At 74.6% G+C, this 14670-nt stretch carries 11 protein-coding genes; 5 read left to right on the top strand and 6 right to left on the bottom strand.

The window, feature by feature from the left end; all coding sequences use genetic code 11:
• Both PZE19_RS12705 and PZE19_RS12700 read right to left on the bottom strand, forming a co-directional pair.
• A complete protein-coding gene (locus PZE19_RS12705; RefSeq protein ID WP_277860995.1) occupies positions 1-681 on the bottom strand; it encodes a PEP-CTERM sorting domain-containing protein in 681 nt (226 codons plus the stop codon).
• A 130-nt stretch (positions 682-811) separates the two neighbouring features.
• Positions 812-2986 carry a heavy metal translocating P-type ATPase gene (locus tag PZE19_RS12700; RefSeq protein ID WP_277860994.1) on the bottom strand — a complete coding sequence of 725 codons (2175 nt, stop codon included), beginning with the start codon at positions 2984-2986 and terminating at the stop codon, positions 812-814.
• A 145-nt stretch (positions 2987-3131) separates the two neighbouring features.
• On the opposite strand from PZE19_RS12700, the gene PZE19_RS12695 reads away from it, so the two are divergent.
• Entirely contained in the window at positions 3132-3848 is a 717-nt protein-coding gene (locus PZE19_RS12695; RefSeq protein ID WP_277860993.1) for a hypothetical protein, read from the top strand.
• On the opposite strand, the gene PZE19_RS12690 is transcribed toward PZE19_RS12695, so the two are convergent.
• Both PZE19_RS12690 and PZE19_RS12685 read right to left on the bottom strand, forming a co-directional pair.
• A complete protein-coding gene (locus tag PZE19_RS12690; RefSeq protein WP_277860992.1) occupies positions 3822-7001 on the bottom strand; it encodes a serine/threonine-protein kinase in 3180 nt (1059 codons plus the stop codon). The two genes, PZE19_RS12695 and PZE19_RS12690, sit on opposite strands and share 27 nt — an antisense overlap.
• Positions 6992-7690: an RNA polymerase sigma factor gene (locus tag PZE19_RS12685; protein ID WP_277860991.1), complete on the bottom strand. Its 699-nt coding sequence runs from the start codon at positions 7688-7690 to the stop codon at positions 6992-6994. Before PZE19_RS12685 ends, PZE19_RS12690 begins: the two co-directional genes overlap by 10 nt.
• Positions 7691-8296: 606 nt before the next feature.
• On the opposite strand from PZE19_RS12685, the gene PZE19_RS12680 reads away from it, so the two are divergent.
• The 4 genes from PZE19_RS12680 (at position 8297) to PZE19_RS12665 (ending at position 12521) form a co-directional block, all read left to right on the top strand.
• Positions 8297-9292 carry a sigma-70 family RNA polymerase sigma factor gene (locus PZE19_RS12680; protein WP_277860990.1) on the top strand — a complete coding sequence of 332 codons (996 nt, stop codon included), beginning with the start codon at positions 8297-8299 and terminating at the stop codon, positions 9290-9292.
• Between the two features lie 62 nt (positions 9293-9354).
• A complete protein-coding gene (locus PZE19_RS12675; RefSeq protein ID WP_277860989.1) occupies positions 9355-9990 on the top strand; it encodes a DUF502 domain-containing protein in 636 nt (211 codons plus the stop codon).
• A 101-nt stretch (positions 9991-10091) separates the two neighbouring features.
• Positions 10092-11612, top strand: a complete 1521-nt coding sequence (locus tag PZE19_RS12670) for a glycosyltransferase family 39 protein (protein WP_277860988.1) — start codon at positions 10092-10094, stop codon at positions 11610-11612.
• Between the two features lie 24 nt (positions 11613-11636).
• A complete protein-coding gene (locus tag PZE19_RS12665; RefSeq protein WP_277860987.1) occupies positions 11637-12521 on the top strand; it encodes a DUF4261 domain-containing protein in 885 nt (294 codons plus the stop codon).
• On the opposite strand, the gene PZE19_RS12660 is transcribed toward PZE19_RS12665, so the two are convergent.
• Positions 12503-14074 (bottom strand): LolA family protein, encoded by a 1572-nt coding sequence (locus tag PZE19_RS12660; RefSeq protein ID WP_277860986.1) that lies wholly within the window; start codon positions 14072-14074, stop codon positions 12503-12505. The two genes, PZE19_RS12665 and PZE19_RS12660, sit on opposite strands and share 19 nt — an antisense overlap.
• A complete protein-coding gene (locus PZE19_RS12655; protein ID WP_277860985.1) occupies positions 14071-14595 on the bottom strand; it encodes an RNA polymerase sigma factor in 525 nt (174 codons plus the stop codon). Before PZE19_RS12655 ends, PZE19_RS12660 begins: the two co-directional genes overlap by 4 nt.
• Between the last annotated feature and the right edge of the window lie 75 nt (positions 14596-14670).

The raw sequence follows: 14670 nt of genomic DNA, 5'->3' as shown, positions 1-14670 counted from the left end.
TCAGGCCCGGCGGCGGGCCGCGGCGGCCAGCAGGCCGGCGGCGCCCACGGCGAGCAGCGCGGCGGAGTGCGGCTCCGGGACCACGGTCAGGGTCCGGTTGCTGCCGATGGCGACGAGGATGTCGTTGCTCGGGTCGCGGTCGCCGTCGTCGGCGTACACGTTGAAGGGGATGGGGCCCGCGAGGACGTTCCCGACCGCGAACGGGATCGAGAGGCCCTGGCCGTCGAAGACGAGCGGGGCCCGGCCGTAGAGCCTGCCGTAGTTGGGGCCGACCAGCTCCCACTCCATCGAGAGGCCCGTGACGTCCGCCGAGACCACCTCGCCCCCGCCGTCGCGGACGATGTTGGTCAGCTCGCCGCCGATGAACGCGACGTTGGGGCTGATCGTGAACGGCCCGTAGATCATCGGGTAAACGCCCTGCAGCACGCCCGTCGCGTTCACGAACGGCACCGTGGTCGCCCCCGGGTCGTTGAGCGACGCCGCCAGCTCGAACGTCAGGTCGCCGACCGCCTGGAAGGGGATGGGCGGCGAGTCGAACGGCCTCGGATTGAACGGCGTGCCCGCCACCAGCGAGAACTCGAAGTCGGCGATGATGTGCGACGTGAAGATCAGCGGCTCGGCCCGGACGAGCGCGGGCGACGCCAGGGTCGCGAGCGCACAGAGAAGCAAGATCCGGCGCATGGAATTCCACCCCGTGATGTCACATAAGATCGAATCGGTTTGAGGAAGTGCCGCCGTGTGAGGCTAGCGGCGTTCCGAATCGATTGCAAGGGTTGAATTCGGAAATGGCGCGGCGGCCCGGGACTCGGCCTCAGCGGGTCGCCGGGTCGCCGGCGCGGAGGAGGCGCAGGGCGTTGGCGACGACGAGGAGCGTGGTGCCGACGTCGGCGAGGATGGCCATCCACATGTTGGCGATCCCGAACAGGGCCAGGACCAGGACGACGGCCTTGACGCCGATGGCCAGGGCGATGTTCTGGTGGATCATCCGCAGCGTGGCGCGGCCGTGGCGGACGAGCCAGGGGAGCTGGCGGAGGTCGTCGGCCATCAGGACGACGTCGGCCGTCTCCAGGGCGGCGCCGCTGGAGACGCCCCCCAGCGCGATGCTGACGCGGGCGGCGGCCAGGGCCGGGGCGTCGTTGACGCCGTCGCCGACCATGCCGGTCGGGCCGTGCGCGGCCGTGTACTCGTCGATGGCGAGGACCTTGTCGGCCGGCAGCAGCTCGGAGCGCTGGTCGCCGACGCCCAGCTCGCGGGCCATGGCGGCGGCGGCGCGGGGGTTGTCGCCGGTGAGCATGACGGTCCGCAGGCCCAGGGCGTGCAGCTCGGCCACGACGGCGGCGGCCTCGGGGCGGGGGCGGTCGGCCAGGCGGATCCAGCCCAGCGGGCCGGTCGCGGCGGTCACGGCGACCTCGGTCCCGGGCCGGCCCTCGGCCTCGCCCATCTCGGCGTGGAACTCGGGGCGGCAGAGCCCCGCCTCGTCGATGTAGCGGTGGCTCCCCAGGTGGTACTCCACGGCGTCGATCCGGCCCTGCGCCCCCTTGCCGGGGATCGCCGTGTAGTCGTCGGCGCGGGGCACGTCGATCCGCAGGTCGCGGGCGTGCCGCGCGATCGCCTTGCCCAGGACGTGCCCGCCCCGGTCCCCCAGCGCCGCGGCGATCCGCAGGACGTCGGCCTGGTCCCCCTGTCCCGAGGCGAAGACCTCGACGACGTCGGGCCGGCCCAGGGTCAGGGTCCCGGTCTTGTCGAACGCCAGGGCGCGGAGCCGGCCCACCGCCTCCAGGAACTCGCCCCCCTTGATCAGCACCCCGCGCCGCGCCGCGGCGGCCAGGCCGCTGACCACCGCCACGGGCGTGGCGATCACCAGGGCGCAGGGGCAGGCGATCACCAGGACCACGAGCGCCTTGGCGAACCAGGCGAGGAAGGTGGCCCACACCGGCCCCCCCGCCGCCCAGGCGTACGCCGGCGGGAGCAGGGCGGTCAGCAGGGCGATGACCACGACCAGGGGCGTGTACCAGCGGGCGAACTGCGAGATCCGCCGCTCCACCGGCGCCCGCCCGGCCTGCGCCGCGCGGACCTGGTCGACGATCCGGCTGATGAGGGCCTCGCCGATCGGGCCCGAGGCCTCGATCTCGATCGTCCCCTCGCCGTTGACCGTGCCGGCGTAGACCGGGTCGCCGGGCCCGCGCTCGACGGGCGTCGACTCGCCGGTGATCGCCTTCTGGTCGACCCCCGAACGGCCCTTGAGGATGACGCCGTCGATGGGGATCTGGTCGCCCGAGCGGACCAAGATCCGGTCGCCGCCGTCGATCCGGTCGACGGCGATCGTCTCGACGCCGGCGGCGACGATCCGCTCGGCGGTCGGCGGCGCGACCTCCAGCAGCCGGCGGATGGCGCGGCGGGCGCGGGCGACGCTCAGGGCCTCGAGCGATTCCGAGACGCCGAAGAGGAAGGCCACGGTCGCCGCCTCGTCCCACTGGCCGAGCGCCACGGCCCCGAAGATCGCCAGCGTCATCAGGACGTCGATGTCGAGCCGGAGCCCGCGCAGCGACCGCCAGGCGCGCGGGAAGAGCCAGACGCCCCCGGCGGCGATCGCCAGGGCGCAGGAGGCCGTCGACGCCCGCTCGGCGGCGCCGTCGGAAAGCCCCGCCTTCGCGCCGAAATAGTGCAGCAGCATGCCCGCGGCGAGCGCCAGGCCCGACGCCGCGGTCGACGCCTGCAGCCCCCGCCGCGACCACCACGGGGGGGGGGCCTCGGCCTCGGGCGCGCCGACCGGGACGGTCTCCAGGCCGCTGCGCGCGGTCACCTGGCCCGCCAGCCGCGCGGGGTCGACCCGCTGGTCGTCGTAGTCTACGGTCATCAGGCCGTTGATCAGGTCGAAGCCCAGGCCTTCGATCCCCGGCGCGTCCTTCAAGGCGGCTCGGAGCAGCGCGACCTCATGCTCGCAGTCGAGACCCCGGACGTGGAACGTGCACCGCGCTCGACTCATCGGCCCCACCTCGTCGGCTTCACCGGACCTCGCCCCCCGACCCGGCCGGATGCGGCGATATTCCCCATGATACGGTATAATCCCGCATCGGTAAGGGGAACAGGCGGGGCGTCCGGTTCGATCCGGTCCGGGTGGGGGGCGACACATGGAAGCGGGAGCCGAGGCCGGGACGGTGGGCGCGGCCGAGTGCCTGGTGCGCTACGGGCTGGCGGGGCGCGTCGGCTGGTTCACGCTCGAATCGGGCCTGGCGGCCCCGGGGCGGGGCGAGGCCGTGGTGATCCGGACGAGCCGGGGGGTCGAGCTGGGCGAGGTCCTGACGGCCGACGCCGGCCGCGGCCGGGCGGGCGAGGATTCGGTGGGCGCCTTCCGCGTCCTGCGGCGGGCCGACGCCGACGACTTCGCGCGCGGCGGCGAGGCCGGGCGGCTCCGCGGGCCGCGGTTCGACCTCTGCCGTCGGATCGTCGAGGAGGAGGGCTGGCCCCTGGAACTGGTCGACGTGGAGCCGCTGCTCGACCTCTCGACGGTCCTCCACGTCCTGGCCTTCGACGAGCTGGACCCGGCGCCGATCCGGGCCCGCTTCCGGGTCTCCTGCGACTTCGACGTCCACGTCGAGAGCCCGGGCGACCCGCCCGCCGCGGCCGAGGACGCGCCCGCGCCCGCCGCGGGCCGCTGCGGCGACTGCGACTGCGGCGGCGGCGGGTGCTCGAAGAAGAAGGCCCCGCGCACCCGCGCCGACGCGGCCGAGGCCGCGCCCGGCCCGAGCCCGTGCGCGACGTCCTCGGGCTCGGGCTGCTCGTCGTGCGGCGTCGCGGCCTGGCGGGCGGGCGGGGGCGGATCAGCGGCGGGCGGCGTCGGCGAGTAGGCGGTCGGACTTCTCGGCGGGGCCGCGGGAACCCTTGCGGCGGCCGGCGTCGAGCATCGCCTGGAGCTGGATCCGCACCGGCGCGAACAACGGGTCGTTCCGGAACCAGGTCTCGTACTTGGGATTGCCGGCGATGGCCTGCTCCAGGTGCTCGGCCGAGTGCACGACCCACTTGCGGTTGTAGGCCGCGCCCACGCCCTCGACCATGGCCAGCGTGTAGAGGGCGCGGCCGGGGGCGCGGCCGCCGACCTCCAGGCTCAGGTCGACGATCTTGCGCGCCAGGCGGAGGGCCTGGGTGAACTGCTTCTCGCCGGCGAACAGGGTGCAGGCGAAGTGCAGGGCGTCGAGCCGCTCGGGGGCGTACCGCGCGTACTCGAGCAGGCGGGGGTCGGAGAGCACGCGTTCGAGTTCCCGCTCGGCCTCGAGGGGACGATGCTGGCAGATCGCCAGGCACATCCAGTCGACTCGCGCCACCAGGTTGGACGGGTCGAGGGCCAGGAGCTTGCCGACCTCGGCGACGGCCAGGGCGAGCCGACGCGGGTCGCGCTCGCGGAGGGTGGGAGGGCGCGAGGGTCGGCCCGGGGGCAGCTCGGCCTCGCGGATCCGGGAGGCGAGGACCGCCCGGGCGTCCAGCTCGCCGGCGCCGACCTCGTCCTGCGCGGGCCGCTCGCCGTCCGCCCGCCGCGGGGCCAGGGGCAGGTCGCGGCCGGTCGTGGAGAGTTCGTCGCCCCCCTCCGGGGCCTCCTGGAGGAACCGCTCGGGGAGCGCCCGGCGGAGCATCTCGTAGCGGTCGATGTCCCGCTTCAGGACGTCGAGCGCCGGCCCCTCGGCCCGGATGAAGGCGCGGAGCTGGACGAACTCGGCCTGGTCGGGGGCCGCGTCGATCGCGCGGTTGCACTGCTCGAGGGCCTCGTCGTCGCGGCCCAGCTTGTGGAGGCAGGTGCCGTAGACCAGGAGTAGGGCCGCGTTGCCGGGCCGCCGCAGGCAGCAGGCCGCGACGTCGGCCTCGGCCTCGGCCCAGCGCGACAGGGTGAAGGCGACGACGGCCGAGCGGTAACGGCCCCAGAACGAGCCCGGGCGGAGCGCCAGCAGGTCGCGGTAGAACCCGGCTGCGCGGCGTGCGCCGGCGTCCGAGCCCCCCTCGCTCTCCTCGTCGTCGACCTCGGCGGCGACCCCCCGGAGGTAGGCGTCGATCCAGGCGGGGGCGGGGCCGGGCGGGACGGCCGGTCCCGCGGCCGGGGCGCCGGCGTCGCCGATCTGGCGGGCGAGGCGGTCGCGGAGCTCGCGCAGGGGGGCCGGCCACGTCCCCCCGCAGGCGGCGTCGAGCACGGCCCGGGCTCGCTTCCAGTCGTCGGGCGAGTCGGGCCGGCGGGCCCAGACGCGGCCGTAGCGCAGGGCCTGCTCCAGCAGCCAGAGCTCCAGGTCCTCGCGGTCGGCGGCGGGCAGGCCGCGGAAGCGGTCGCGGGCCCGCCAGTCGCCGCCCTCCAGGACGTCGTACGCCCCCAGGGCGCGCAGGGCGGCGGCGGCCGTGTCCGAGGGGTTGCGGCGGGCGGCGGCGGGCTCTCCCGGGCGCTGGTGCATGATGGCCCGGGAGCCCGGGTCGTCGTAGAGCTGGGCGACCAGGTGCAGGGCCTGCTCGCGGACCTGGGCCTCGAGCGTCCGGCCGCCGCCGACGAGGATCGACCCGACGAGGGCCGCGACGGCGGCGACGGCGGCGGCGACCGTCAGCGGCCGGCGGTTGCGCCGCGACCAGCGGCGGGCGGCGTGCAGGCGGGAGGGCTCGGGCGCGAAGGCGAGCGGCCGGTCGGCCCGCCAGCGGTCCAGGTCCTCGGCCAGCTCCAGGCCCTGCCCGTACCGCGTCCGGGGGTCGGCCTGGAGGCAGTGGACCAGGATCGCGCGGAGCCCGGCGGGGAGCGCCCGGCCGGCCTCGGCCTCGGCCCGGCGGACCACCCAGGCGGACCGCTCGCGGGTCGCGGCGCAGCGACGGGCGGCCTCGGCGAACGCTCCGCGGCGCGGGCCCCGGGCCATGTCGGCCTCGCGCGCCGGCGACCAGCCGGTCAGGGCCTCCAGCAGCACCATCCCCAGCGAGTAGACGTCGGCCCGGTGCGCCCGCTCGTCGTCCACCCCGGCGGCCGCCCGGTCTTCGTCGCCCCCGGCCAGCGCGAGCAGCCGCTCGGGCGCCATGTAGGCGAGCGTCCCGCCGGCGTCGGCGGCCCCGGCCCGCGACCAGTCCTGGGCCAGGTTGAAGTCGAGGAGCATGGGCGTCCCGTCGGCCGCGATCAGGACGTTCGACGGCTTGACGTCGCCGTGCGCCACGCCCCGCCGCCGCGCGTGGTCGAGCGCCTCGGCGAGCCGCGCCGCGACCCAGGCGAACGCCTGCGCGTCGGTCATCGCCCTCAGGTTGGCGCGCGAGGAGCCGGGCGCGCCCGTCGCCTGGTGCTCGGGGGCGGAGACGGCGTCGAGGTCGTCGAGGAACCGCCGCCCGCCCGCGTCCCCGGCCGCCGGGCCCGCCCGCCGCCGCGCCAGGACGGTCGAGAGCGCCGCGCCGCCGAGGAACGGCATGGCGATGAGCTGCAGCGCGCCGTCGTCGACCTCGGCGTGGGTGAGGATCTCGACGATGTTCGGGTGCCGGGCGCGGGCCAGCAGCCAGGGCTCGCGGGTCGGCTTGGTCGTGATCTTGACGACGACCGGGCGGTTTTCCAGGTCGGCCTGGCGGGAGAGGAAGACCCGCGCGAAGCCGCCCCGGCCCAGCTCCCGCTCCAGCACGTACGGGCCGATCGCGTCGCCGACCCGGGGCAGGGGGTCGTCGTCGAGCCCGTCCAGCAGCGAGTCGGGGCACGCGACGTCGAAGTCGAGCAGCCGTTCCAGGGCGGGGCGGTACTCGGGGAACCGCGCCAGGTAGGTCGCCTTGGAGGGGGACATGCCGGCCGACTTCGCCAGGCGGTACTCGCGGTAGATCAGCTCCACGGCGCGCTCGGCCGACCAGCCCCGGGCGCGGCCCAGGTAGGACTCGGCGGGCGCGGCCTCGCCCCGCTCCCAGCGGTCCGCCAGGTCGGCGAGCGCCGCCGAGAAGGCGTCGGAGGGGTCGTCGGCCGCCGCCCCGCCGGCCCGCGCGGCGAGCCTGGAGGAGAGGCCGTCCGACGTCACGCCCATCCCCGGGCCTCCATCCGCTCGCGCGCCGCCTGGATGATCCGCCGCACCGTCCGCTCGTCGACCTTCAGCCGCGCGGCGATCTCGTCGATCGTCCGGCCCTCGTGGCGGAGCGACAAGACCTCGACCTCCTGGGTGGGCCGGCCGGCGGTCAGGAGCGCCAGGCGGTCGCTCGCCTGGACGTTCTCGCTGGGCGACGGGTCGGCCGCGGGCAGGTCGATCGCGATCTCGCGGTCGCCCCGGCGGACGTAGATCGGCTCCTCCCGGCCCACCGCGTACTTGGCGGTCCGGGTCAGCCGCCGGTCCTGCTCGTACACCTTGTTGCGGGCCACGCCCGCCAGGAACCCCCGCAGGTGCCGCGAGTTGGCGAACTCCTGCGAGCCCCCCTTGAGGTCCACCAGGAAGCTCTTCCAGACGGCCTGCACGAAGTCCATCGAGTCGAACTGCGTGCGCAGGCGGCGCGGCAGGCGCTCGCGCACCATCATCCGGACCTCGGGCTCGTATCGGCCCACGAACGTCCGGATCGCGTCGTCGTCCCCGGCCCGGGCTCGCGCGATCAGCTCGGGGACGTCCCGCGAGAGGTCCTCGCCCGGGTCGTCTTCGACCTGCGGATCCGCGTCGAGATCCGACGCCGGCGTCGGCGCCATCGTGGGGATCACGTCCGTCTCGTCTTCATCCGTCGGCTTCTTCACCGGTTCGTCCCCTTGCGTGGAACGCGTCGGCCGGCCTCGCGGCGTGGGCGCGCCGCCCTCGCTCACGCGCCGCCTCTTCCAGGAACCGCCGTCATACGGGAACCGAGGAATTCACGCGACCTCATCGTCGCATGGGGATCGTGGGGGAAACCTCCGTTGATGATCGCATGGAGGGGTCAGGCCGCATATTGGTTAATTAAACAATGTCGAGGAGGGGAATACCAGCCTCCCTTCCGGAATTTCTTCCGCATCGGCCGATCGCGCCGAATCTGTCGGATCGCACGCCGGTCCCCCTGCGCCCGATTTGCACCCGTCCGCCGGGCCGATGGGTGCAGGTCGTCGGCATCCTCCTCCCGCCGCCAGCTCGATGATCGGGTCTTGAGCCTAAAAAAATTCAGAAACCATGTCCGGTTTTCTCAGGCCATTGCAACTGATCGTGTGTTGCTCCTTCCAAGGCTGGAGGCATGGACGTGCGGCGGACGCAAGGCGGCTTTCGGAGCCGGCGCCACGTCTCCCTCCTCCTCCCCGGAGCGCCCGCCACCAGCGAATGAATCCGCCTCCGTGAAAACGCACCACGAAACGGCGTCCAAGGCCGGGAGTACGTTCATGTCTCGCATCGAAGCGAAGGACTGCGGCGTTTCGCACGACCTGCAAACCTACTTCCACGACATCAACGAGGTGTCCCTGCTGACGGCCGACGACGAGCGTCGCCTGGCGGCCGAGATCGCCCTCGGCGACGACGACGCCCGGACCCGGATGATCGCCGCCAATCTGCGCCTGGTCGTCCGGATCGCCCGCGACTACCAGGGCCGCGGCATGACGCTCGACGACCTCATCGGCGAGGGCAACCTGGGCCTGATCCGCGCCTCCGAGGAGTACGACCCCCGGTTCGGCACCCGGTTCAGCACCTACGCCGGCTACTGGATCAAGCAGGCCATCCGCCACGCCCTGATCAACACGGCGACGACGATCCGGCTGCCGGCCCACATGGTCGGGCTCCTGACCAAGTGGCGGCGCGCCGAGCGGCTGCTGACCCGCGAACTCGTCCGGGCCCCGAGCTTCGACGAGATCGCCGGCCACCTCGGCCTGACCGAGATGCAGAAGTCCCTGGTCGTCAAGGCGAAGCGGGCGAACCAGGTGAAGCTGGAGAGCGGCGCGGCCGACGAGGACGACTACTGGTCGCCCGACGACTCCGTCGACCCCGACGAGGGCCCGTCCGCCGACCTGGAGGCCCGCGACGACCGCGCCGACCTCTTCCGCCGCATGCGGGTGCTCGACGAGCGCGAGCGGATGGTCCTGACCTACCGCTACGGCCTGCAGGGCGTCGCCCCGCTGACCCTCAAGGAGATCGGCGACCGCCTGGGCATCACCCGCGAGTGGGTCCGCAAGCTCGAACTCCGCGCCATCCGCAAGCTCGACACGGCCGCCCGGCCGCCCCCCGCCCCCGCCGCGTCGAAGCCCGCCCCGCCCGCCGCCCGCCGCCGCCTACACCCAGCCCCGCCTCGCCGCCGCCGCCTGCTGACGCGGGAGAGGGGCCGTCGCCCCGAAGGGGCCGAAGTCGCCGCCTTCGGGCGGAGCCGCCTTGTTCCTCGCACGCGATGAGCCGACCATCGGAGGACGGCCGGGGCGATCGGGCCCCGGGCCGAACGGAAGGGTGGATCGTCATGCGGCAACTCGGCCGGTTCCTCGTCGCCTCGCTCGTGCGAGGCGTCCTGTTCCTGGCGCCCGTCGTGCTCGTCGCCTTGCTGGCGCGCGAGGGCTACCAGATGCTCCGTCGCATCGCCCAGCCGGTGGCCAGGCTGCTCCCCGAGGATCGCTTCTTCGGGATCCTGGCCGAGGACCTGGTGTCGGTCGCGGCCGTCCTCGCGGTCTTCCTGATCGCCGGCCTCTTCGTCGCCACCCGGCCGGGCCGGTCGATCAGCGACCTCCTGGAACGCTCCGTCCTCTACCGGGTGCCGGGGTATCTCCTGGTTCGCGGCGCGATGGGCGGTTTCCCGGGCCTGGGCGGGGAGGCGCGGCCGGAGCCGGCGCTGGTGGAGACCGACGACGGCTGGGCGTTCGCCCTGCTGGTCGAGCGGGGGCCCCCGGGGTTCTGCACGGTCTTCCTGCCCGACTCGCCCACGCCCACGAGCGGGGCCGTGCGCATCGTCGCGGCCGAACGGGTGCGGCCCCTCGACGCCTCGATGCTCAGCTTGCTGGCCTGCCTGACCCGGTCCGGGACCGGGGCGGGCGCGCTCGCCGAGAGCGTCCTGGCCGGCCGGGAGCCCGAGGCACGGGAGCCCGCCGAACAGTTTCGATGAAGATGACGCGGCGGCGCCCGCCGACTCGCTCGCCCCTTGCCCCGGCCGCCCCCCGGCTGCTCCAATCAGGGGGCGGGATCCTCGGGGCGGGAGGTCGGACGATGCGGATGCGCAGGGGAGGGATCGACGGGCTGCTCGTGGCCCTCGTCGCGGCCTCCGTGATGGTCGTCCAGGCCGATCTCGACGCCCCGCCGCGCTACGACGGGGCGGGCTACGCGGTGCTCGCGCGATCGCTCCGGGAAGGCCGGGGCTACCGGGCGATCGACCACCCCGACGAGCCTCGCCACGCCCACTTCCCGCCCGGCTATCCGACCCTCCTGGCGCTGGCGGGGACCCTGGCGGGCCCCTCGGACCGCGCGGCCCACGCGGCCTCGATCGCCTGCGCCGCGGGGGCGACGCTCGCCGCCTGGCGATGGTTCCGGACGATGTACGCCCGGCCCGCCGCGCTCGCCCTCGGCCTGGCCCTGGCGGTGAACTGGGCCTGGACCCGGACCGGGTCGGGGATCCAGTCGGAGCCCCTCTTCGAGCTGCTGGGCTGTGTCGCCGTCCTGCTGGCCGCCGCGCGCCGGCCTCGCGACGAGCTCGTCCGCGGGCTGCTGCTGGGCGCGACGCTCGGCGCGGCGATGCTGACGAGGCAGGTCGGCCTGGCCCTGCTCGCGGCCGTGATCCTCGACCAGGCCGCCCGGGGCCGGCGGCGGACGCTGGCGACGGCGATCGTCGCGGCCGGCCTGCTGGTCGCGCCCTGGGTCGCCTGGTCGGCGGCGGTCGGCCGCGAGGGCGCGAGCCGGACCCAGGCGGGGCTGCTGTGGCGGGCGGCGTTCGGCGTCGCGGCGACGTTCCCCGAGCAGCTCGTCTTCTACGCCGGGCGGATCCCCGACCAGCTGACGGCGCCGGCGGTCGAGTTCGCGACGGTCTTCGGCCGGTCGCCGAAGGCGCGGGCGGCGGCCGTCGCGTGGGCGGCGCTGGCGACGTCGATCGTGCTCGCGGGCTGGCTCTTCGCTCTGAAAGATCCCCGACGCCGGCTCGCGGGCCTGGTCGGCTTCGCGACGCTCGGCCTGCTGGTCGTCTGGCCCTACACCGAGGCCGGCCGCTTCCTGATCCCGACGATCCCCTGCCTGCTCGTCGGCGCGGTCGAAGGCCTGGCGCGGGTCGCACGGAAGCTGGGGCTGCGACGCGTGCGGACCCTCGCGGCGCGGCTCGTGCTGCTGGCAGCGCTGCCGTATTCGGCCTACGCGGCCGCCACCGCCGACCTCCGACTGAGGGGCGATCGCGACCCGGCGTTCGACGCGGCCTGCGCCTGGCTCCGCGACGACGCCGAGCGCCCCGGCCCGGTCCTGACCCGCCACCCCGGCGAGGTCTTCCTGCGCACCGGCCGGCAGGCCCTGGAAGTCGAGACCTCCGAACGCCCGGGCTCGCTCGACGCCGACCCCGACGCGATCGCCGCGACGATCCGCCGATACGGCGTGGCCTATCTGGTCGTCGACTCCGACCGCTACGCCCGCGCCGTCGCCTCGCCCCTGGAGCGGTTCGCGGCCGATCGACCGGCGGCCGTGCGGCAGGTCTTCGCGCTCGACGTCGGCGCCGGCTCCGTCCGGATCTTCGCCACGACCCCACCCGAATGAGATCCAACCTCTCAGGAGTCACCCATGGCCGAGGCCGAGCCCGCCGGATTCGCCCAGACCTACGGCGTCGAGATCCTCTACGAGACGCCCCTGGCGATCGACGGCGAGGAACTCCTGCGGGCGGTCCGGGTCCGCCGCCCCGCCGCGCAGCCCCTGGGCGACCTCGGCGCGGGCGGGGGCGAGGTGAAGACCCTGGGGTTCGTCCATCCCGACCACGCCGTCGAGCTGAGCGGCGCGGTGATCCGCCCCCAGACGTTCCTGCTGGCGACCGACGCGCCGTTGCGGCTCACGGCGATGATGGAAGACCACCTCGGCCAGTCGTGGAGCTTCCCGGACGCCCGGCAGGCCTTCGCCCGCCGCCGTTCGAGCGCCTTGCTGACCGACATGATGACCGGCTCCCTCGACTACCAGGCGCGGATCGAGATCTTCGAGGACGTGCTGGCGGCCGTGCTCCAGGTCGCGCCGGCGCTGGCGATCCACTGGTGGCCCGCCGGGCGGTTCGTCGACCCGGCGATCTGGCTGGAAGCCTATCGCGAAGGGGGCGCCGACCGCCTCTTCGCCGGCGCGATGAACGTCCGGTTCTACAAGATCAGCGACTCCCCCGGCGACATGCTCATGGACACGCTGGGCCTCGCGGCCCTGGGCGTGCGCGACCTCCAATGCCATTTCCGCGACCTCGACCCGAGCGAGGTGGCGACCCTGCTGGCGAACACCGGCTGCTACCTCTTCGACGAGGGCGACCTCATCGCGGACGGCCACACCATCGAAGGCCTCACGCCCGGCAGCCGCTGGATGTGCCGGCACGAGGACTCCATCCTCAACCCCGCCCGCATCGTCCTGAACGTCGACCCCGGCCCGCCCCACACGGCGGCCGGGCGCGCCGATCGGGATCAGGGCGGGGGCGGCTGAGACATCTCGACGTCGCCGATCTGGTCCCAGCCGCGAAGGTCGTCCAGGCCGCGACGGACGGCGGCGGCGAAGTCGGCGTCGGTGATGGATTCGGGGAGGAAGTGGGACATGGGGCGGCCGTTCGAGGCGTCGGGCTTCGCGTCGGCGGCGATGCCGAGGAGCGTGTAGCCGGCGGCGCCGCCCCCCATGTCGATCAGGTCGCGGCGGGCGCGGGCGGCGACGGCCTCGATCGTCGTCGCGTCGCGGTCGGGCGGGATGGGGACCTCGGCCCACGTCGAGACCTCGCCGAGCGCCCCCCTTTGGTCGCGGAACGCGGGATCCCAGTAGGTCGCCCGCAGCGGGATTCGCGCCTTGCCGGGAAGGTCGTCGAGGCGGGCGGGCTCGCCCGCCGCCGGCCCCAGCTCGCCGTCGCGCACGTATTCGCGGCGGCCGTCCTTGAGCCGGAAGAACCGTCGGGGGACGATCAGCCACCAGCCGTACTCGACGCCGTCGCGGGTCGCGTCGCCCAGGCCGACCATGTCGTACGACGTCCCGTACATCCCGTTGCCGATCCGCTGGAAGGCCACGTCGAGGTCGACCCGCTCGGGGTTGAGCGGGCGGCGGCGGGGCGGGTGTCGCCTGAGGAACTCGGCGGTCCCGCGCACCGAGGAGACGACGTAGAAACCCTCGCGATCCACCAGGGGCTGGACGACGTGGACCGCCAGGATCAGCCCCCCCAGCTCGACGCGGTGCAGCGCCCGGTCGAGCGGGAAGCGGCCGTGGAAGGCCTCATCGCGGTCGATCACGCGGCCGCCGTCGGGCGGGCCGAACGCGAGCTTCCCGGGCGGGATCGGCGGGTCGTACTCGATCCGGACCTCGCGCGCCCGCCGCCAGGTCCCGTCCTCGCGACGCTCCTCGACCGCCAGCTCGCGGACGAGTTCCTCGGCGTCGGCCAGGAGGACGGCGCGGGGGGCGGGGCGGCCGGGGAACAGTTCGGGGGGGGCGTTGAAGGTGTAGCCCCGGCAGGCGCGGCCGTCGACGTCGCGATCCAGCTCGGGCGACCGCTCGCGTTTCCAGCCGTCGGGGCTCGCCTGCAGGGCCATCATCTGCGGGAGCTGGGTCGCGAAGAACCCGGGCGTGCGCTGGCGGATCACGACCGGCTCGCCCGCGTCGGTCCGCCACGACCACTGGTTCGTCAGGTCCTCGACGATCACCCGGCCGGGTTCCTCCATGCGGACGCCCCGGCCCTTGACGTACCAGGCGTCGCCGCGATGCTCCACGCCCTTTTCGTCCGTGCCGTTGAAGATGAGGTGCGCCGCGTTCGCCTTCTCCAGGCCTCGCTGAACGGCCGCGAGCAGCGTCGTCGGTCGGCTCGCGATCATGAGCCAGGCGAGCGTCAGCACCCCCAGCAGGCCCAGGCCCGAGGCCGCCATCCCGGCGAGCCGTCGCGCCCGTCGCGGCCTGCGGCGGGGCGGTTCGGCCTCGATCCGGGCCGTCACGGCGTCCACCATCGAGTCGACGGGCCACTCGGCGCGGAGCCGGGCCAGGCGGCCTTCGAGATCGTCGTTCGTCATCCGATCACCCCCCCGGTCTTGAGCCTCAAACGTCCGATCGCGCGGGACAGTTGCTTGGTCACGGTGCCGACGGGCCTCCCCAGCGCCGAGGCGACCTCGGCCACGGTGCGGCCTTCGAGATAATGGAGAGCGACCACGAGCCGCTCGTGCTCCGGCAGCCGCGCGACGGCCGCCAGCAGCTCTTCGGAGTCGGCCGAGAGTCGGGAGGCTTCGAAGGGCTCCTCGGCGGGCTCGTCGAACGCGTGATCCGGCGAGCGCGCCCGGGCCCTCGCCATCCGGACGGCCTCGCGGCGGGCGATGCGCAGGAGCCAGACGCCGAACCGCTCGGGCCGCTGGAGGTCGCCGAGCCGGCGAAAGGCGAGGAGGAAGGCCTCCTGCGCCGCGTCGGCCGCCGCATGGTCGTCGCGCAGGACGCGCCGGGCCGTGGCCCACGCGGCCCGCTCATGCCGCGCGACGAGCGCGGCGAACGCCGTCCGGTCCCCTCGAAGCACGTCGCGCACGATCTCGGCGTCCGGCTGCATGGGCGTTCCCCCCTCGGCCTCGTCATCCATCAGATAGAGGCGATCGAGGCGGGGAATGCGACCGGAATCTCCAGA

Origin of the sequence: Paludisphaera mucosa (assembly GCF_029589435.1) — a bacterium.
Classification (GTDB): domain Bacteria; phylum Planctomycetota; class Planctomycetia; order Isosphaerales; family Isosphaeraceae; genus Paludisphaera; species Paludisphaera mucosa.
This window is presented reverse-complemented; position numbering and strand designations above follow the sequence as displayed.

Excerpts from the sequence above, each read along its gene's own strand:
- PZE19_RS12655 (WP_277860985.1), bottom strand. The coding sequence starts at position 14,595 with ATGCAGCCGGACGCCGAGATCGTGCGCGACGTGCTTCGAGGGGACCGG.
- PZE19_RS12670 (WP_277860988.1), top strand. The coding sequence starts at position 10,092 with ATGCGGATGCGCAGGGGAGGGATCGACGGGCTGCTCGTGGCCCTCGTC.
- PZE19_RS12660 (WP_277860986.1), bottom strand. The coding sequence starts at position 14,074 with ATGACGAACGACGATCTCGAAGGCCGCCTGGCCCGGCTCCGCGCCGAG.
- PZE19_RS12665 (WP_277860987.1), top strand. The coding sequence starts at position 11,637 with ATGGCCGAGGCCGAGCCCGCCGGATTCGCCCAGACCTACGGCGTCGAG.
- PZE19_RS12700 (WP_277860994.1), bottom strand. The coding sequence starts at position 2,986 with ATGAGTCGAGCGCGGTGCACGTTCCACGTCCGGGGTCTCGACTGCGAG.
- PZE19_RS12680 (WP_277860990.1), top strand. The coding sequence starts at position 8,297 with ATGTCTCGCATCGAAGCGAAGGACTGCGGCGTTTCGCACGACCTGCAA.
- PZE19_RS12705 (WP_277860995.1), bottom strand. The coding sequence starts at position 681 with ATGCGCCGGATCTTGCTTCTCTGTGCGCTCGCGACCCTGGCGTCGCCC.
- PZE19_RS12695 (WP_277860993.1), top strand. The coding sequence starts at position 3,132 with ATGGAAGCGGGAGCCGAGGCCGGGACGGTGGGCGCGGCCGAGTGCCTG.
- PZE19_RS12690 (WP_277860992.1), bottom strand. The coding sequence starts at position 7,001 with ATGGGCGTGACGTCGGACGGCCTCTCCTCCAGGCTCGCCGCGCGGGCC.
- PZE19_RS12675 (WP_277860989.1), top strand. The coding sequence starts at position 9,355 with ATGCGGCAACTCGGCCGGTTCCTCGTCGCCTCGCTCGTGCGAGGCGTC.